Origin of the sequence: Bradyrhizobium sp. SZCCHNRI1029 (assembly GCF_032487555.1) — a bacterium.
Lineage (GTDB): Bacteria > Pseudomonadota > Alphaproteobacteria > Rhizobiales > Xanthobacteraceae > Bradyrhizobium.
Genome location: NZ_JAUEUK010000010.1, coordinates 196,501 through 213,648, shown reverse-complemented (window position 1 = coordinate 213,648; position 17,148 = coordinate 196,501). Strand labels below are relative to the sequence as shown.

Below are 17,148 nucleotides of genomic sequence, written 5' to 3'. Positions count from 1 at the left end.
AACGTATGTCAGCCCCTGCCATGTCGAATGCGGCGCAGACCTTCGAGAGCGCCTCTGCACGCTCCAATCAGCAAGATGGCAACAGCTCTTCCCCTGCGCGATCATCATCCGTGACCGCCCTGCGCGGGCTCAGCAGGGAGCCACTCCTGCACTTCCTCGTTCTCGGTGGCCTGATCTTCGCGGCCGATGCCATCATCCACCCGCCGGCGAAGGACGAGAAGGTCATCACCGTGACCAAGGCCCTGCGCCAGTCCTTCATCGACACGTTCGACGAGGACAAGCAGCGGACCCCGAGCGAGGCCGAGCTGCAGAAGATGGTCGAGGCCTGGGTCGCCAGCGAAATCCTCTATCGGGAAGGCAAGACGCTCGGCGTCGACCGCGGCGACGAGATGATCCGCGACCGTGTCGCGTTCAAGCTGCAATATCTGATCTTCGATCAGGTGCGCGTGCCACAGCCGAGCGAGGAGCAGTTGCGCGCCTGGTTCGCCGACAATCATGCCCGGTTCGACGAGCCCGAGCGTGTCAGCTTCTTCATGACGCCACCCAGCGACGAGGCGACGGCGCGGCGCTATCTGGACGACATTCGCGAGCAGCGCGAATCCGAGGAGCTGCGCGATCAGACGCGCGCGATTCTCGACCGACCGGTGCCGAGCCTGGCCGCCGGCTTCGGCGACGGCTTCAGCGACGGCCTGCTCAAGGCGCCCCTCCAGGAATGGACCCTGCTGCAGTCGAAGGACGGGTGGCACGTGGTTCGTCTCGACGCCCGGAAGCCGGGCGCTCCGGCGAAGCTCGAGGACATCCGCGCCGAGGCGGCCAAGATCTGGCACACCGAAGAGACACGGAAACGGGCCTGGGAGGCGGTGAGCCGGCTCAAGGCCAACTACACGATCAGGTACGAGCCGTGACCGGCGCGCGCGCCCTGATCGCCATCGTGCTCGCGCTCGCAGCGCTGCTGCCCGGGCGGCCGGCGGCTGCGCATCAGGCGACGATCGCCGTGCTCGAGTTTCGCGAGATGCGCCCCGGCGCGTATATCGGGCGATGGACGACCTTGCCGAAGGATGGCGTCAACCGCATCGATCTCAAGATGCCCCCGCATTGCTACCTGCGCCTGCCGGAGCTCAATTGCGGCGACAAGGGCCTCGTCGGGCAGATGACGATCGCCAATCTCGGCGAGGACATGTCGGCCGCCATCATCCGCGTGACGTCGCTCGCTGGAGAGACGCGCAGCTACACGATCTCTGCGGCCAATCCGGTCGTGACCGTGCTGGGCACCGATGCGCCGACGCTCGACACCTGGCTCGAGCTCGCCAAGACATACGTCAATCTCGGCATTGACCACATCCTGCTCGGCGCCGATCATCTGCTGTTCGTGCTCGGGCTGATCTGGATCGTCCAGGGCGGCTGGCGCCTGCTCAAGACGATCACGGCTTTCACGATCGGCCATAGCGCCTCGCTGGCCGCAACGGCGTTCGGATGGATCGGCGTCGCCGAAGGGCCGCTCAACGCCTGCATCGCGCTCAGCATCGTGTTTGTCGGCGTCGAGATCGTCAAACAGCAGCGCGGCGAGACCGGGCTGACCGCCCGCTACCCATGGGCTGTCGCTTTCAGCTTCGGTCTGGTGCACGGCATCGGCTTCGCCAGTGCGCTCGCAGGCCTCGGGCTCGAACGACGGATCCTGCCTGCGGCATTGCTCTTCTTCAATGTCGGCGTCGAGATCGGACAGGTCCTGTTCGTGCTGCTGGTGCTGGCGCTGATCTGGGCACATCGCCGCCTCGGCGCGGCGCTGCCGCGCTGGGGCGCCGAGCTGCCGGCCTATGCAATCGGCTCGGTATCGATGTTCTGGTTCCTGGGCCGCCTGGTGCGGGTTCTGGCGGCCGCATGATGACGAATGGGACGAACATGATCGCGCGCAAACTCCTGCACGCCGTGTTGGGTGCGGCGCTGCTCTCGCTGCTGACAGCGAATCCGAGCCTTGCCCACGAGCAGACGGGCGTCGGCGGCGGGCTGGCCAGCGGCCTGCTGCATCCCTTGACGGGGCTGGATCATCTGGTCGCGATGGTTGCAGTCGGCATATGGGGCGCGCAGCTCGGCGGCGCGGCGATCTGGATCCTGCCGGTCGTCTTCCCGCTGGTGATGGCGTTCGGGGCCATCCTAGGAATCCTCAAGGTCGGATTGCCCGTCCCGGAGCTCATCATCGCGCTGTCGGCGCTGGTGCTCGGGCTCGCGGTCGCGATCCGCATCCGTGTCCCGTTTGCAGTTGCGGCCATCATCGTTGCGATCTTCGCCATCTTTCACGGCCACGCGCACGGCGTCGAGCTTCCGACGGCGGCAAATCCCCTGGCCTATGGCTGCGGCTTCGTGGTCGCGACCGGTCTTCTCCACGCCTGCGGCATCACCATCGGCGCGCTCGCGCGCTGGCCCGGCGGCGAGCGCATCATCCAAGGCGTCGGAGCAGCCATCGCCGCGCTCGGCGGCTACTTCCTGGTCGCGAGCCTCGGAGTCGCGGCATGAGCACGTACCGCCGGACCGCCCTGCTCGCATCGGCGCTGCTGCTGACGCAAGCGCAGCTCGCCGATGCCCATATCGTGTCGGCCCGGCTCGGCGACTTCTACGCCGGCGCCCTGCACCCGCTGCTCGCGCTGCAGGACGTCGTGGTCTGGGTCGCCCTCGGGTTGCTGGCCGGCTCGCTCGGTACGGCGAGCGGACGCTGGCTCGTCGTGGTGTTCCCGCTCGGCTTGTGCACGGGGCTTGCACTCGCCGCCGGCTCTGGCGCAACGGCGGTGTCTCCACTCGGCGATGCCGCGACCATTCTGATTCTCGGGCTGCTGCTGGCGGCGGCCTTGCGCATTCCCGTGGTCCTGCTGAGCGTGATTGCATTCGTGCTCGGCGTGATGCGCGGCGCCGCCAATGCCGGCGAGCTCGTGCCGCAGACCGACCGCCTCCTCTACGCCGCCGGTCTCGCCAGTGCGGGCTACGTCACCATCACCCTCGTGATGGCGCTGGCGGTCACCTTCAGGCGTCCCGAGACCGAGCCGGTATCGAGCTGGCGCGGGATCGCGGTGCGCGCAGTCGGTGGCTGGGTCGCCGCAATCGGCCTGATGATGGCGGGACTATCGCTCGCAGCCTGAGCTGGCCTATGCTCGGGCGATCCGACCCCGCGAATTCCAGGGCTGCGTGACCGACGCCATCAACATCGTTACGATCGTCGTGCTGCTCCTGACCTGCGCCGGACTGATCTGGACAGATCTGCGCAGCGGGCTGCTGCCGGACTGGATGAATGCACTGGTCGCCGCCAGCGGCTTCGCAAGACTGGCGACGCTTGTCGATCTCCCCGAGGCACTGTGGAATTGCGCCGCAGCCCTCGCCCTCGGCTCGGCGCTGCTGCTGCTGCGGCTGCTCTACGCAATGGCCCGCGGCCGCCAAGGATTGGGCCTCGGCGACGTCAAGTTTCTGATGGCTGCGACGCTTTGGGCCGGCCTGCCAAATATGCCGATCCTGCTGCTCATCGCCGCGACGACGGCACTCGCCGCAGCGCTCGTCCTCTTCATCATGGGCCGCCGGCTGACAGGCCAAACGGCGCTGCCGTTCGGCCCGTTCCTCGTCCTCGGCCTGCTTGCCGTACTCGCTCTGCAGGCCACCGGGAGCGAATTGCTCGTGACCTTCTGAATGCGGTAAGCCGTGACCTCAACGCGCCCGCCGCGCCATCCGCTCGCGTCCGCCCGGCGGCGCAGGCGGGGTCATCGGTCCCGCCTGCACGTCGCCGCTGCCGGCTGTGCCGAGCTGCGGCATTTGCAGCGTGACGGTCTCCGGCGCCTTCAGCAGCGAGGCCTCACGCGGTCGCAGCGACTGCAGCACCCATCCCTCATGCGAGGCGCCGACCCGCAAGCGCAGCGACGCCTGCGACGAGGCATCGACGAAGATGCCGAAGCTCTCCTCGTCGCCGATCACCGTGCCGACGAGCTGCAGGTTTGGTCGTTCCGGCTCTTGCTGCGGCGGAGGCGGCGGCGCTCGCATGACCATGACGGGTGCGGCAACCGGTGGCGGCCGGCGCGAGGCCGAGAAGATCGGACGGTCGCGCGTCGCCGAGAGAGCACTGATCGGAACATCCCACAGCGGGTTGGCACTCCTGCGCCCCGGGACTTGCGCGCTGGGCGCCTCGGAAACGGCCGGCGGGTCGGAGGCGCCGGGCGCGGCCTGCGCGGGCGCAGCGGGCTCGAGACCATCCGCCGTCTCACCCCAGGCACGGCCGAGCGAAGCTGCAAGCACGCATACGGTCGCAACGGTGACGAGACCTGAACCGACGAACGATCGCATCACATTTTTCCCTGCCATTGGCCCGACACGGTGACCAGCACCGTCAGCCGCCCCACACCGCCGGCCGCGGCCGCCAGCGGTTGCTGCACGTGCAGCTGATCGACGAAGAGAAACGGCAATCCCGCTTCGAGATCATAGAGCAACTGCTGCAGCGCCGGCTGTTCGAGCTCGCAGCTGGCGACGACGCTGATCAGGTTCTCGTTGCCGCGCGCCGCCGGTAGCTCGACCTGGGTCGACAGCACGCTGCCGCCGGCCTTGCTGATCGCCTCCGTGAGGCGCTGCACCAGCGCCGCGCCCGCGATGGTGACCGTTCGTCCCTCGACGAACACCGATCCGCCCGGAGCCGTCGCGCTGTCCGAGGAGGAACTGCTGGCCGGCCGTTTGCGTCCCGAAAACTGCGCCAGTTGCGCGTTGGTGTCATTGAGCTGGTCGCGCTTGGCGACGAGATCGGCGACCGCTGCAGCACCAAGCCAGAGCAGCGCGACGATGGTCGCCGCATAGAGGATCGCAGAAGCGGCCGGCGAGTTCACGAAGATCCGGCGCAGCGATGTCGACCAGTTCATGCCCGGTCCCCGAAATAGGCGTTGATGCGCGCCTCGATATGGAAACGCTCGCCCGCTTCCCCGGCGGTGCGCGTCGTCGGCGCATAGAAGGTGGCGCGGCTGAACTGCGGCGACTGCTCGATCAGCCGGATCAGCGCGGGGGCGTCCTGGGTCAGGCCGGAGATCTGCAGCCGATCGTTCTCGACATGCATCTCGACGACATACGTCCCGTCGGGCAGAATCTTCGACAGCGTGTCGAGCACGATGACGCTGGCGGGACTGGTCTGCTTGCGCTTGGCGAGCAGCCCGTCGGCGGCGGTGGCGCCCATCGCGGGCCGCAGCGCCGCGCGCAGCCGCGTGACCTGCGCCTGCGCATCTTCGAGCTCGCCATCGAGATATCCGCCGATCAATGTCGTCGCGATCAGCAGCACGGCCGTGGTCGCAGCAACCGACAGCCAGCCGAGCTTGAGCACGCGCCCGAGATCGCGCCCGCCGGCAAGCGACGAGCGCAGCGACGTCTTGAAGATCTGGATCTGGCCGCCATCGGCTGAGTCGACATCGGCGGTGATGACGAGCCTGGCGGCGCCGACCTGATCGGCCAAGGCAAGCAAGGGCTGGACCAGAGCGCGCGGCGTCGCCGCGAGCGTCAGCGCGATCCGATCCCCGACTGCGCGCGGGGCGCTGCAACCGTAGAGGACCTGATCGAGATTCCACGGCGTCAACCTGCCGATCTGCGTCCGGATCATGCCGTCGAGAAACGGCTCGGCCTGCTTCGGAAAGTCGAGCGGGCGGACCAGGACGCTCTCGGCGGCCAGATGGATTTCCAGCGCGGCGCCGCGCAACGTTCGCAGCCACTCCGGCGAGAGCCCGGCCTGCGCAGCGCCGGCCGCCGGATTCACCCTTGCCGGCGCCGGCATCGGCTTCGCCTTCGGTCGCGCCTGAATCGTCAAGACGACGCTTTCTGTTCGGTCATGGCGGACCAGGACCTGCGGACGTCTGAGCTGCCGATCGGCCACGGCTTCGATCGCTGTCGCGACGCTGGCCGTCCACGCCGTCAGTCCGCGCTCGATCGCTTCGGTCAGCTTCATGGCATTCCCCGCGCCTGAAGCGCTCCCCTCGGTTGCGGCCCCTCGTCCTGGCGCGCCAGCACCCGATAAGGCTCCTCGCCTTCGCCGGGAACGATCACCGCCGTCGCCGCATGACGAAGCCCGCCCGCCGGACCGACGACGATGCGCAGCCGATAGGCCTTGCTCTTGCCCTTGGCGGCATCCTTCGCAACAGGACCGAGCGTCTTGGCCAGCGTATCGGCATCCTGTGACAGCGACGCCCTTGCGTTGAGGAAATCCTTCAAGATCAGCGGCGTCATTCCCGGCAACGCTGCAACGACCTCCGGCGCAGCGATCGTCGGATCGATTCCGGGAGAGCCGTTGAAGACGGTCACCAGCGGAAGGACCCGATCGACGAGCGATGCGGGAATGCCGAGGACGAGCGACAGCTCGCCGACATGCGCGAACGGCGCCAGGCGCGGGACACGCTTGAGACCGGCCGCCGCATAGCGCGCCTCCTCCGCCTGGGCCCTGGCTGCATCGGACGGCTTGGAGCGCCACGCGACCACCCGCTCAGCATGATCCTTGGCAGCATCCCGGTCGACGCCCAGCGTGACGAAGAGGTTTTCGAGCATGTCCTTCGAGGCCGTGTTGAGATCGATCCGCGCCGCTTCGTTGACGAACGAGACTGCGATGTCGTTGCCTGCAAGGGCCAGGCGGAAACCGCCCTGCCGCGGCCGCTCCTCATCCTTGGACAGCAGCAGACGATAGGCCGACAGTTCGATGGCCGCCGAGATCAGCGCATCGGCCTCGACCGCCTCGTCTTCGAGCCGCAGCAACCGCGCCGAGCTGCCCAGCTGCTGCGAGACGACCACGACGAGGGCCGCCAGCGCCGCGAGCATCCACAGCGCAGCGATCAGGATGAAGCCATCCTGCGCGCCGCGCCTGTCGGCAGAGCCATAGCTGAAGAAGCGAACGGGCATCAGTCGACCGGCTCGCTCTTGTTCGGTTGGGCCGGCTCGGCCACGGCTGGCTGGTTCGCGGTGCCGCCCGCTCCCGTATCGGCAAAACCGCCCCCCGGCGCATCGACCTGAATACGGACTGCGCTGACGAGTACGGCCGCGCCGCCACGGCTGTCGTCGTAGATCGTCATGCGGACGGCGGACGGCAGCTTGGTCGCATCGCGCCATTCCGTCGTCCAGGCCATCGTCCTGTCGGCATACGCGAACGACATCCGGAACGGCGCCGACAGCAGCACCACGGGATCGACGAATTTGAAATGCTCGGTCACGGGCTGGCCGACCGACACGGGCTCGAACGCGGCACGCGATCGCCGCAGAGCGCGCTCGCCCCTGCCCCCTTCCTCGCCGATGCGCACGATATCTAGGCCATGTCCCGCATTCGGACCAAACTCGGCGCGCACGAACATCGCCGAGACCTCGTCGCCCACGAACAGCGGTCCCTTCTGCTCGCGATTGGCCGAAACAAACTGCACGGCAGCGAAATCATCGCCGACCCGCCGCAGCGCGGCGGCCACCATCTCGGCGCGCTGCACGCGATCCAATCCGCGCTTCCATGCCGGCAGCCATTGCGACGTCACCGCAGCCAGCGCCGACAACACGATTCCGGCAATCGCGAGCGCGCCCAGCGCCTCGATCAGCGCAAAGCCCTGCTGTTTCGGTCGATCGGGTGGGACGCGCATCAGCGCGCTCCTCGCGCGAGGCGAACCGTCTGCACATCGGCGACGGCGCCCGAGCCGGTCTTCACACGCAAGGTCACTGCCTCCGGAATCCACCCGGTCTGCCCGGCCGGCTCATTCCAATCACCACCGAGCGGCCTGACTTGCAGCACCACCGCCCCAGAGCCGGAGCGCTGATCGATCCTGCCCGGCTGCAGCCGGCTGCGATCAGCCAGCACCGTTGCCAATGCCAGCCTCATGTCGGTGACCAGGGTGACATGCTGTTCGAGCTTGCGAACACTGGCCGCGTTGCGCGACACCACGGCGCCGATGGCGATGATCGACACGCTGACGATGGCAAGCGCGACGAGCACCTCGATCAGCGTGAAGCCTGCGTCACTCCGGTCGCCTATATCAACCATTGGCAAGCGCGCGCGAGACAATGTCGATCCTCCCCGTCAGCCAGTTCACCCTGATCTCCAGGCTCAGATCGGCGCGCGACAAGGTAATCGCGCCGCCGCAGGACAGGCCATCAGGAAAGAAGCTGATCGTCGCCAGCACCGGCCGATGCTGGCAGCTGCGCGGCAACGTCGCCAGGAACGCGACGTCGTCGGGCAGCTTCAACGCAGCCGCGCCGCTACCGGAGCGGATCAAGCGGCGCGACGTGTCGATCTCAGTGTCGACGCGCGTACCTGTCCGCATCGACGAGGCACGATCGGACTTCAGGAGTACCGCAGCTTGCAGCGCATAGGCCTGCAGCCGAGGCCGCGACGTCTGTCGCGGCAGATAAGGCAGCGCGACGGACGCCAGCAGCGCGACGATCGCGAGCACGCAGACCATCTCGAGCAGCGTGAAGCCGCGCTGGCCGTCGTCACTCACTGCGCGCGCTCGTCTGCGTCGGCGTTCCCAGGACGATGTCCGCCGCCGTTCCGCTGCCGCCCTCCTGGCCATCGGCACCGTAGGACAGGATGTCATACGGGCCGTGGTCGCCCGGCGCGCGGTAGACATAGGCCGTATTCCACGGATCCTTCGGCACGGCACCGCCCTTGAGATAGGGGCCGTTCCAGGCGCTCAGTCCGGCCGGCCGTTGCGCCAGCGCACCGAGACCTTCCGAGGTCGAGGGGTAGCGGCCGGCATCGAGATAGAACAGATCGAGCGCCGCCGAGAAGCTCTGCAGTTGGATCCGCGCCGCCTTGGTCTTGGATTCACTGAGATAGTTCAGAACGCGCGGACCGATCAGCCCCATGATCAGTCCGATGATCGTGATCACGACCAGCATCTCGACCAGCGTGAAGCCGCGCTCCTGCTCGCGCCCGGCCCTCGTGGCCGGCTCGATCTGCGTATCTGATCTCATATCGTTCTCCTTGATGTCGGTCAGCCGACCAGTTGCGTCACCGAAAGCAGGGCCGTCATGATCGAGACGATCAGGCCCCCGACGACCACGCTGATCAGCAGAATGGCGGCGGGACCGACGATGCCGACGACACGGTCGAGTCCCCGCTGCAGCTTGGCTTCGTAGAATTCGGCGATCCGAGTCGACAGCGTCGGCAACTGGCCGGTCTCCTCGCCGAGCCGCAGCATGCGCAGCGCCATCGGCGGCAGCATGTTGTCGGCCGACAGCGCCTGGGACAGCTTGCCGCCGTGACGGACGCGATCCGCCGCCGCCGACCATGGCGCGCGCGACGACGTCACCGCCATCACGTCAACGAGGATGCGCAGGGCGGCGCTCAGATTGACGCCGCAGCCGAGCAGCAGGCCGAGATTGCGGCAGAACAGGCTGGTCCGATAGAACAGCAGGAGGCTGCCGATGCCGGGCGTCACCGCCAGCACACTGGTCAGGCCGGCGCGAACCGCGGGCTGACGCAACAGCCACCAGCCTGCCGCAAGCAGCGCCGCACAGCCGAGCGTGATCGCAACTGCATTGGCGCGCAGCAGATCCGACATCGTCATGAAGAAGCCGAGCGCGGTATCGGCACGGCCGCCGAAGTCGCGCAGCACGGCGGAGAAGTTCGGCAGCACGGCCACGAGAAAGAACAGCATCACGCCGATCGCCGCGAGGAAGACGAAGGCGGGATATTGCATCGCGTCGGTCAGTTTGCGTCGCGTCGCCTCGGAACGCTCGCGTTCGCCGGCCAGCGCAGTCAGCACGTGGTCGAGCGTTCCCGACGCTTCGCCGACGCGCATCAGCGCGACATACATCGGCGAGAACAGCTGCGGCTGGGCAGCCGCCGCGTCGGCGAAGCTTTCGCCGGCCATGATCGCCGCGCGCAGCCGCGCCACCACGGGACGGAGGCGGCCGATGTCGGAGTCGCCGGACAGCAGGTCGAGCGCGTCGTCGAGCCGCGCGCCGGCCTTGAGCAGCAGGGCCAGGTCGCGCGTGAAAGTGGTCACTTCAGCCGCGGACGGAGCGCCGAACGAGAACCCGGACGCAGCCCCCGTCCGCTCCTTCTTTTCCTCCACGGTTTCGATCGGCAGCAGTTGCAGATACGAGATGCGCCGTTCGACCTCGCTGCGCGACGGCGCGACGAGAGATCCCACGACGATTTCACCGGACTGCGTCAACGCGCGATAGCGATAGCTCGGCACGATCCACCTCACCGCGCCACGAGGACACGAAGCAGCTCGGAGGCCGACGTGACACCCGCACGGCACTTGGCGACACCGTCATCGAGCATAGTCGTCATGCCTTCCCGGATCGCCAGCCGATCGATCGCGAGGCCGTCGGCACGATCCGCGATCAGCTCGCGCAGACCGCTGCTCAGCTCGAGCAGTTCGAACACACCAACCCGGCCTCGATAGCCGCTCTGGCCGCATCGCTCGCATCCCCTAGGGTGCCAGGTGATGTCGCCGGGGACGAGGCCAAGATGACCGAGGCGTGGGTCCTGGCGACAGGTGTCCTCATCGAGCGGCTTCGGCGTCTTGCAGTGATCGCAGAGCTGGCGCACCAACCGCTGCGCGATCACCGCGCGCAGGGTCGACCGCAACAAGAAGCCTTCGACGCCGAGGTCGAGCAGGCGCGGCACCGCCGCCGCGGCGGTTTCCGTGTGCAGCGTCGTCAGCACCAGATGGCCGGTCAGCGCAGCATGGACGGCGACATGCGCCGTCTCGCTGTCTCTGATTTCGCCGACCATGATGACGTCGGGATCCTGACGCACGAAGGAGCGCAGCGCGCTCGCAAATGTCAGCCCGATCGCCGGCTTGATCTGAGACTGATTGATGCCGGGGATCTCATATTCCACCGGATCCTCGACAGTGAGGATCTTGCGCTCCGGCGTGTTGAGCATGGACAGGATCGTCGCCAGGGTCGTGGTCTTGCCGCTGCCGGTGGGCCCCGTGATCACGATCATGCCGTGCGGCAGCGTGATCAGGCGCCGGAGTGCAGCGTCGTCGCGGGTCGCGAGGCCGAGGCGGCTCGCAACCAGCTGGGAGCGATCCTTCGGCAGGATGCGCAGCACCGCCGATTCCCCGTGCTGGGTCGGCATGACCGCGACGCGGACGTCGATTTCGGCCCGGCCGGCGCGAATGCGCGCCGCGCCGTCCTGCGGCAGGCGCCGCTCGGCGATGTTCAGACCGGCGACGATCTTGATGCGCGAGATCACTGCCTGCGGCAGCACGCCGGCCGGCGCCGCGATCGGACGCAACAGGCCGTCGACACGCAGCCTGACCACGAGGCCGGTCGAGAACGGCTCGATGTGGATGTCGCTGGCGCGCATCTCTACCGCCTTCTCGATCAGATCGTTCACCGCGCGGACGACCGGCGCGCCGCTGGCGAGATCGCGCAGACTTTCGATGTCGTCGTCACGGATCTCCTGCGCCGGCGAGATCTCGGCGTCGTCGGAATCGCCAAGCCGCTGGTCGAGGACGACGGCGATATCCTCGTGCGAGGCGACCTTGAAGAGAGTCTGCGGGCCGAGTACCAGTTCGGCGGCCCGGCGCACGGCCTGATCGGTCGGATCGGCCATCGCGAACACGGCGGCGCCGTCAGAATCTTTGTATGGATAGCCGAGCACCTCGCGGAGGAAGCGGTCGGAGAACTCGCTCACCGCGGGCAGTGCCGCCATCAGTTCGCGCAGCGCGACGCGCTCCAGTCCGGTGAAGCCGGCGACCTCCTCCGCGAAAACGTCAGCGGTCAGGCCGAACCTGTCCCAGAGCGCGATCTGCGTTTCGCCCGCAGCTCCGCCTTCGCCCGCCGCCTGGGGATGGCGCTCGCGAAGATAGGCATGAAATTGGGTCGACAGTGTACCGCTCATGGCGTGATCCGGGTGGCGCCCGTGCCGGCCCCAACGTCTCGGCACGCCGCTACTGGTGACCCACGTTATTGATCGCGAACATGACGGCTGTACGAATGCCGGAGGCGCCGACATTTCCGACACACATGCGGCGCAAAGGTCGGGCGGCAGCCGCCAATTATACATAAGTGTCATATTGGACCGCTATGCAGGCTGCGCGGTCTAAACGAGGCGCTGCTGCGTTTCGGCCGGTCAACACGAGTAGATCGGTAAGTCCATGTTTCGTATCGGCAATCGAAGCCAGTCCGCTGCGGTTGTCAGACCTGCCTCGCTGCTGGCGATTGCGGTGCTGCTCGCCTCCTGCAACATGGCAACGCTCAATTCCCAGGCGAGCGCGCCGGCCGATGTCGACGTCATCGACAAGGTGCGCTCGCTCGATATCCTGCCGCGCGACAGTGGACCGGTCGCATCGATCCAGGGACGCCCCGAGGTCGAGCGCGCGAGCGCTCGAACCTATCAGGGGACCACGGTTCAGGAGGTCGCCGAGGTCAGGCCGCTTCCGGCGGCCGATGGCAAGGGCTATGACCTCAATTTCGAGAACACGCCGATCGCAGTGGTCGCGAAGGTCGTGATCGGCGACATCCTCGGCGCGGGCTACGCGATCGATCCCCGCGTGCAGGGCAGCGTCAGCCTGGTGTCGGCGCGGCCGGTGCCGAAATCCGACATCCTGTTCGTGCTGGAGAGCGCGCTGCGCCTGTCCGGCGTCGTGCTGGTCCGCGAAGGCGGCGGCTACAAGCTGACCCCGCTCGGCGACGCCATCGGCGCCGGACGCGTCGACGGCGAGGCCGGCCGCGCCGAGCCCGGCTACGGCGTCTCCGTCGTGCCGCTGCAATATGTCGGTGCGCAGACGATCCTCAAGCTGATGGACAGCTTCGCGACCCGCGCCGGCAGCGTGCGCGCCGACACCACCCGGAACTTGCTTCTGATCCAGGGCACAGGAGCCGAGCGACGCTCCGCGATCGAAACGGTGATGAGCTTCGACGTCGACTGGATGCGCGGCCAGTCCGTCGGCATCTTCCCGGTCAGCAATTCGGCGCCAGAGCCTTTGATGGCGGAGCTGGAGAAGATCATGGACTCCGGTGAGAACGGATTGAGCCAGAATCTCGTCAAGCTGCAGGTCGTCAATCGCCTGAACGCGATCATGGTCGTGACGCGCAAGCCAGCGCTGCTGCAGAGCGCGGCAACCTGGATCCGCCGGCTCGATCAGGCCGACTCCGGGCGCACCAGCGTCCACGTCTACCGGGTCCGCTACGGCGATGCGCGCCAGCTCGCCAAGGTGCTCACCGACATGTTCGGCGGCGCCGGCTCGTCCTCCACCGACGGCGCCGACGGCCAGACCGCGCCGGGGTCCGACGGCACGACGACATCGGTCGCCGATCGGCTCTCCTTCAACACAAATGCAGCGGGATCATCGGGTTCGAGCGCCAATCCGACGAGCCGGTCCCAAGCCGGTGGTCTCTCGAGCATGTCATCTTCGAGCACATCGTCCTCCAGCAGTACGCCGTCCTCGACCGGGCTGGAGCCACGCAGCAGTGGTGCTGGCGGAGGCCAGGCCATCATGCCGAATGTCCGGATCACCCCGGACACGGTGAACAACTCGCTGCTCATCTATGCCGACCGCGAGAACTACCGCATCATCTCCAACACGCTGCAGCAGCTTGACCAGCCGGTGCTGCAGGTCGGGATCGACGCCACGATTGCCGAAGTGACGCTCACCAACGAGCTGTCCTACGGCGTGCAGGCCTATCTTTCGAGCAAGGTGCTCGGCCTCGGGACCGACAAAGGATCGATCACCAATACGCAAGCCACGTCGGTGGCCACAGCGACGACATCCGCGGCGACGACGGCCTTGATCAACCGCGCCCTGCCCGGCTTCAACTTCCTGATCGGACACGAAGCCTCGCCCAACATGATCCTCGACGCACTCCATACTGTCACCAGCGTCAAGGTGCTCTCCAATCCCTCGCTGGTCGTGATCAACAACCAGACCGCCACCCTGCAGGTCGGCGACGTCGTGCCGGTATCGACCGGCAGCGCGACCGTACTGTCGTCGAGCAATACTGTCGTCAACACCATCGACTATCGCAACACCGGCATCATCCTGCGCGTCGTGCCGCGCATCGCCGCCAACGGCAATGTGCGGCTCGAGGTCGAGCAGGAGATCAGCAACGTCGCGGCCCAGACCGCCACGAGTCTCACGCCGACGGTGTCGCAGCGCAAGGTCAAGAGCGCCATCTCGGTCGCCAACGGCCAGACCGTGCTGCTCGCGGGCCTGATCAGCGAGCAGCAGACCGGCAATCGCAACGGCATTCCGGGCTTCGACGAGATTCCGGTTCTTGGCGATGCGTTCTCGCATCAGGGGAAGAAGGGCACACGCACCGAGCTCATCATCTTCATCCGGCCGCAGATCATTCGCGACGGCAGCGATGCGCATCAGGTGGCAGAAGAACTCCGTTCCAAGCTCCGCGGATCAGTCGGAGCGAGCATCACGGATGATTTGCGTGTCCGCACCACCCGTTGACCCCAGCCAAGTGATCCGGCCGACGATGGGGCGCCTCACCATCGCCTGCACCGCAGCCATCCTGCTGCTGGGAGCACTCGCCTCGCCCGTTCGCGCCGATTCGGTCAGCACCGCACGCATCGCCTATGCGCGCGGCGACTTCGTCCGCGCCGTGCGCGTGCTGACCCCGCCTGCCTTGCGCGGCGATCCACGCGCTCAGGCGATGCTCGGCTTCATGTATGAAAACGGCTTTGGAACCCCGCAGGCCTACGAGGTCGCCAGCGATCTCTATTGCCGGGCCGCCGCAGCCGGCAATCCGTTCGGCCAAGCGATGCTCGGCCTGATGTACGACAAGGGTCATGGCGTTCCACAGGACGTCGTGCTCGCCTACAAATGGCTGAACCTTGCTGCCGGACATGCCAAGTCGACCCAGCGCAGCTACTTCCTGCGGCTTCGCAACGCCGTCGCATCCAAGATGTCGACCAGCCAGATCGCGCAAGGCCAGGCCCTCGCGCTGAGCTGGGTGCCCGGCCAGCTCTGACCAGTATCACCGGTCCATAGCCCGGCGAGCGCTGGCTCCCGACAACAACGGAGTCAAACCCCGGCGGCACACGCGCTGCCAAGCTGGTGCTGTGACGTGCGTGTCCAGTATCCGCGCTGCTCGGCGCATTTCACAAAACCGAAGCAAGACCGACACCACGTTGCAATTTGTTGCCGCGATAGATCGTCGCAGGCAAGCGGCCATCAGCATGCGCGCGCCACCACCCTCCTCCGTCCGGAGATCTCATGACCAGAACAGTCACACGGTCCAAGGCGCTCGCCCTTGCGACCACCGCCGTCTTCACCGCGACCAGCGTCGCGCCAGCCTTCGCCGGAGCGGCGACGAGCACGCCGATCGAGCATGTCATCATCATCGTCGGCGAGAATCACACCTTCGACAATCTGTTCGGCACCTACAAGCCGAAGGCGGGGCAGACGATCGACAATCTGCTAAGCAAGGGAATCGTCAACGAAGACGGCACGCCGGGCCGGCATTTCAGGAAGGCGGAGCAGCGGATCGGCCGCGACGAGGTTCGCTACACTGCCGAGACCGCGTCCACCGGCGCCTACGCAACGCTGCCGCAGCCATACACCACATATGGAATCGGCCTGCCGCAGAACGTCCTCGACACCCGCTTCCCGGCCAATCTTCCCAATGGCCCGTATCAGATTTCGAAATACGTCTCCTACGCCGCCTATACCGGCGATCCGGTGCACCGCTTCTTCCAGATGTGGCAGGACATCGACGGCGGCAAGCACGACAAGTTCGTGTGGGTCGAGCAGACCATCGGCACCGGCTCGAACGGACGGCCCTATCCGGCCGGCGGGTTCAACCCGATGGAAGGCGCCATCTCGATGGGCTTCTACAACATGAACCCGTTCACCGACGCCGCCGGCAAGGCCCAGCCCGGTGACGCAGCGTTCTTCAAGCAGCTGGCCGACGAGTATGCGATCAGCGACAACTATCATCAGGCGATCATGGGCGGCACCGGAGCCAACTTCCAGGCGCTCGTGACCGGCCACGCCGCGTTCTTCACCAATCCCGAGACGCTGAACGGCGCCCCCGCCGTGCCCTACGCCAACCAGATCGAGAACCCGGATCCGGTTCCCGGCACCAACAACTACTACAAGCAGGACGGTTATAGCGGCGGCTCCTACGTCAATTGCTCGGACCCCAGCGCGCCTGGCGTCGCCGCCGTCAACGAGCAGCTTTTCAAGAACGGCGTCTATAGCAACAACTGCGCGCCGAACCACTATTATCTCGTCAACAACTACAGCATGTTCTGGAACCAGACCAGCGCCAAGCCGAATGCCCTCGGCTCGGACAAGTTCGTGCTGCCGCCGCAGAGCGCGCCGACCATCGCCGACGTGATGACCGCAAAGGGCGTGTCCTGGAAATACTACAGCGCCGACCGTGGCGACGATGTCACCACCTTCGCCAGCAGCGTCGACGGCGTGCCGCTGCTGTTCCACTCCTATTGTGGCATTTGCGATCCGCTCACCGGCTTCAACAAGATCATGAAGAATCCGGCGGAGGAAGCCAAGCTGCAGAACTACGGCGCCTTCGTGAAGGACGTGCAGAACAATACGCTGCCCGCAGTTTCATTCGTGCGTCCGTTCGAGGCGCTCGCCGGGCATCCCGCCGATTCGACCACCGACCTCTACGAAAAATTCCTCGAGGCCCTGATCAATCGCGTCAAGGCCAACTCCCAGCTCTGGGCCAAGACTGCGATCTTCATCACGACGGACGAAGGCGGTGGCTACTACGACTCCGGCTATGTCCAGCCGGTCGACTTCCTCGGCGACGGCACCCGCATTCCCTTCGTCCTGGTCTCGCCGCTGGCCAAGAAGGGTCATGTCGACCACACCTATTACGATCACGTCTCGCTGCTGAAGTTCATCGAGCGCAACTGGCGGCTTCCCACGATCTCCGCCGTCAGCCGCGACCGGCTCCCCAATCCGATCCATGACCGGGACGACAACCGCTATGTGCCGAAGAACCGTCCCGCGATCGGCGACCTGATGAATCTGTTCGCCTTCGGCGATAACGATGGCGATCACGATCACGACGGCGGCTTGCATCATCACGACCACGGTGAGCACGGATACGGCGACGACCGCTGATCGACCGGGAGTCTGCCGCTGTCAAGAACAGCCCGCCGCACACGTTGCGGCGGGCCATCTGCGCATTGTGCGCGGCGACGACATTGATGGTGCACCGAATTGCAACATCGTGACG

At 66.6% G+C, this 17,148-nt stretch carries 18 protein-coding genes; 8 read left to right on the top strand and 10 right to left on the bottom strand.

The features are described 5' to 3' along the window. Positions 1 to 20 precede the first annotated feature (20 nt). From QW861_RS26790 to QW861_RS26770, 5 genes are read left to right on the top strand one after another with little or no spacing between them, the layout of a single operon-like run. Positions 21 to 905: a peptidylprolyl isomerase gene (locus QW861_RS26790; RefSeq protein WP_315717486.1), complete on the top strand. Its 885-nt coding sequence runs from the start codon at positions 21 to 23 to the stop codon at positions 903 to 905. Then, positions 902 to 1,882: a HupE/UreJ family protein gene (locus tag QW861_RS26785; protein WP_315752558.1), complete on the top strand. Its 981-nt coding sequence runs from the start codon at positions 902 to 904 to the stop codon at positions 1,880 to 1,882. Before QW861_RS26790 ends, QW861_RS26785 begins: the two co-directional genes overlap by 4 nt. A gap of 17 nt (positions 1,883 to 1,899) precedes the next feature. Beyond that, positions 1,900 to 2,511 carry a HupE/UreJ family protein gene (locus QW861_RS26780; RefSeq protein WP_315752557.1) on the top strand — a complete coding sequence of 204 codons (612 nt, stop codon included), beginning with the start codon at positions 1,900 to 1,902 and terminating at the stop codon, positions 2,509 to 2,511. After that, entirely contained in the window at positions 2,508 to 3,128 is a 621-nt protein-coding gene (locus QW861_RS26775) for a HupE/UreJ family protein (protein WP_315752556.1), read from the top strand. Before QW861_RS26780 ends, QW861_RS26775 begins: the two co-directional genes overlap by 4 nt. Before the next feature lie 46 nt (positions 3,129 to 3,174). Then, positions 3,175 to 3,666, top strand: a complete 492-nt coding sequence (locus tag QW861_RS26770; RefSeq protein WP_315717476.1) for a prepilin peptidase — start codon at positions 3,175 to 3,177, stop codon at positions 3,664 to 3,666. 18 nt (positions 3,667 to 3,684) lie between these two features. Here QW861_RS26770 and QW861_RS26765 read toward each other — a convergent pair whose 3' ends face one another. The 10 genes from QW861_RS26765 to QW861_RS26720 are packed head-to-tail and all read right to left on the bottom strand — an operon-like array spanning position 3,685 to position 11,830. Further along, positions 3,685 to 4,314, bottom strand: a complete 630-nt coding sequence (locus tag QW861_RS26765) for a hypothetical protein (RefSeq protein ID WP_315717475.1) — start codon at positions 4,312 to 4,314, stop codon at positions 3,685 to 3,687. Further along, a complete protein-coding gene (gspM, locus tag QW861_RS26760; RefSeq protein ID WP_316193699.1) occupies positions 4,314 to 4,877 on the bottom strand; it encodes a type II secretion system protein GspM in 564 nt (187 codons plus the stop codon). Before gspM ends, QW861_RS26765 begins: the two co-directional genes overlap by 1 nt. Further along, complete coding sequence (locus tag QW861_RS26755; RefSeq protein WP_316193698.1) at positions 4,874 to 5,944, bottom strand: PilN domain-containing protein; 1,071 nt, start codon at positions 5,942 to 5,944, stop codon at positions 4,874 to 4,876. The genes gspM and QW861_RS26755 overlap by 4 nt, the downstream gene beginning before the upstream one ends. Further along, complete coding sequence (locus tag QW861_RS26750; protein WP_316193697.1) at positions 5,941 to 6,885, bottom strand: type II secretion system protein GspK; 945 nt, start codon at positions 6,883 to 6,885, stop codon at positions 5,941 to 5,943. The genes QW861_RS26755 and QW861_RS26750 overlap by 4 nt, the downstream gene beginning before the upstream one ends. Next, positions 6,885 to 7,604: a type II secretion system protein gene (locus QW861_RS26745; RefSeq protein WP_315717471.1), complete on the bottom strand. Its 720-nt coding sequence runs from the start codon at positions 7,602 to 7,604 to the stop codon at positions 6,885 to 6,887. The genes QW861_RS26750 and QW861_RS26745 overlap by 1 nt, the downstream gene beginning before the upstream one ends. Next, on the bottom strand, positions 7,604 to 8,002 hold the full coding sequence (locus tag QW861_RS26740; RefSeq protein WP_315717470.1) for a type II secretion system protein J: 399 nt from the start codon (positions 8,000 to 8,002) through the stop codon (positions 7,604 to 7,606). Before QW861_RS26740 ends, QW861_RS26745 begins: the two co-directional genes overlap by 1 nt. Next, positions 7,995 to 8,459: a prepilin-type N-terminal cleavage/methylation domain-containing protein gene (locus tag QW861_RS26735; protein WP_315827806.1), complete on the bottom strand. Its 465-nt coding sequence runs from the start codon at positions 8,457 to 8,459 to the stop codon at positions 7,995 to 7,997. The genes QW861_RS26740 and QW861_RS26735 overlap by 8 nt, the downstream gene beginning before the upstream one ends. After that, positions 8,452 to 8,934, bottom strand: coding sequence for a type II secretion system major pseudopilin GspG (gene gspG / locus QW861_RS26730; RefSeq protein WP_315717468.1), 483 nt, complete (start codon positions 8,932 to 8,934; stop codon positions 8,452 to 8,454). Before gspG ends, QW861_RS26735 begins: the two co-directional genes overlap by 8 nt. A 20-nt stretch (positions 8,935 to 8,954) precedes the next feature. Further along, positions 8,955 to 10,166 carry a type II secretion system F family protein gene (locus tag QW861_RS26725; protein WP_315827804.1) on the bottom strand — a complete coding sequence of 404 codons (1,212 nt, stop codon included), beginning with the start codon at positions 10,164 to 10,166 and terminating at the stop codon, positions 8,955 to 8,957. Positions 10,167 to 10,174: 8 nt separating this feature from the next. Beyond that, the gene (locus QW861_RS26720; protein ID WP_316193696.1) at positions 10,175 to 11,830 is read right to left on the bottom strand and encodes a GspE/PulE family protein; all 1,656 of its coding nucleotides are present in this window, start codon (positions 11,828 to 11,830) and stop codon (positions 10,175 to 10,177) included. Positions 11,831 to 12,086: 256 nt separating this feature from the next. Here QW861_RS26720 and gspD point away from each other — a divergent pair, with 256 nt between their 5' ends. From gspD to QW861_RS26705, 3 genes are all read left to right on the top strand, one after another. Beyond that, positions 12,087 to 14,390: a type II secretion system secretin GspD gene (gene gspD, locus QW861_RS26715; RefSeq protein ID WP_316193695.1), complete on the top strand. Its 2,304-nt coding sequence runs from the start codon at positions 12,087 to 12,089 to the stop codon at positions 14,388 to 14,390. Continuing rightward, positions 14,362 to 14,910, top strand: coding sequence for a tetratricopeptide repeat protein (locus QW861_RS26710; RefSeq protein WP_316193694.1), 549 nt, complete (start codon positions 14,362 to 14,364; stop codon positions 14,908 to 14,910). Before gspD ends, QW861_RS26710 begins: the two co-directional genes overlap by 29 nt. A 245-nt stretch (positions 14,911 to 15,155) precedes the next feature. Then, positions 15,156 to 17,033 carry an alkaline phosphatase family protein gene (locus tag QW861_RS26705; protein ID WP_316193693.1) on the top strand — a complete coding sequence of 626 codons (1,878 nt, stop codon included), beginning with the start codon at positions 15,156 to 15,158 and terminating at the stop codon, positions 17,031 to 17,033. Positions 17,034 to 17,148: the final 115 nt, after the last annotated feature.

What these genes read in the sequence shown, in the direction of transcription:
- QW861_RS26790 (WP_315717486.1), top strand. Translation starts at nt 21, where the DNA reads ATGTCGAATGCGGCGCAGACCTTCGAGAGCGCCTCTGCACGCTCCAAT.
- QW861_RS26780 (WP_315752557.1), top strand. Translation starts at nt 1,900, where the DNA reads ATGATCGCGCGCAAACTCCTGCACGCCGTGTTGGGTGCGGCGCTGCTC.
- QW861_RS26775 (WP_315752556.1), top strand. Translation starts at nt 2,508, where the DNA reads ATGAGCACGTACCGCCGGACCGCCCTGCTCGCATCGGCGCTGCTGCTG.
- QW861_RS26765 (WP_315717475.1), bottom strand. Translation starts at nt 4,314, where the DNA reads ATGCGATCGTTCGTCGGTTCAGGTCTCGTCACCGTTGCGACCGTATGC.
- gspM (WP_316193699.1), bottom strand. Translation starts at nt 4,877, where the DNA reads ATGAACTGGTCGACATCGCTGCGCCGGATCTTCGTGAACTCGCCGGCC.
- QW861_RS26755 (WP_316193698.1), bottom strand. Translation starts at nt 5,944, where the DNA reads ATGAAGCTGACCGAAGCGATCGAGCGCGGACTGACGGCGTGGACGGCC.
- QW861_RS26750 (WP_316193697.1), bottom strand. Translation starts at nt 6,885, where the DNA reads ATGCCCGTTCGCTTCTTCAGCTATGGCTCTGCCGACAGGCGCGGCGCG.
- QW861_RS26745 (WP_315717471.1), bottom strand. Translation starts at nt 7,604, where the DNA reads ATGCGCGTCCCACCCGATCGACCGAAACAGCAGGGCTTTGCGCTGATC.
- QW861_RS26740 (WP_315717470.1), bottom strand. Translation starts at nt 8,002, where the DNA reads ATGGTTGATATAGGCGACCGGAGTGACGCAGGCTTCACGCTGATCGAG.
- gspG (WP_315717468.1), bottom strand. Translation starts at nt 8,934, where the DNA reads ATGAGATCAGATACGCAGATCGAGCCGGCCACGAGGGCCGGGCGCGAG.
- QW861_RS26720 (WP_316193696.1), bottom strand. Translation starts at nt 11,830, where the DNA reads ATGAGCGGTACACTGTCGACCCAATTTCATGCCTATCTTCGCGAGCGC.
- gspD (WP_316193695.1), top strand. Translation starts at nt 12,087, where the DNA reads ATGTTTCGTATCGGCAATCGAAGCCAGTCCGCTGCGGTTGTCAGACCT.
- QW861_RS26710 (WP_316193694.1), top strand. Translation starts at nt 14,362, where the DNA reads ATGATTTGCGTGTCCGCACCACCCGTTGACCCCAGCCAAGTGATCCGG.
- QW861_RS26705 (WP_316193693.1), top strand. Translation starts at nt 15,156, where the DNA reads ATGACCAGAACAGTCACACGGTCCAAGGCGCTCGCCCTTGCGACCACC.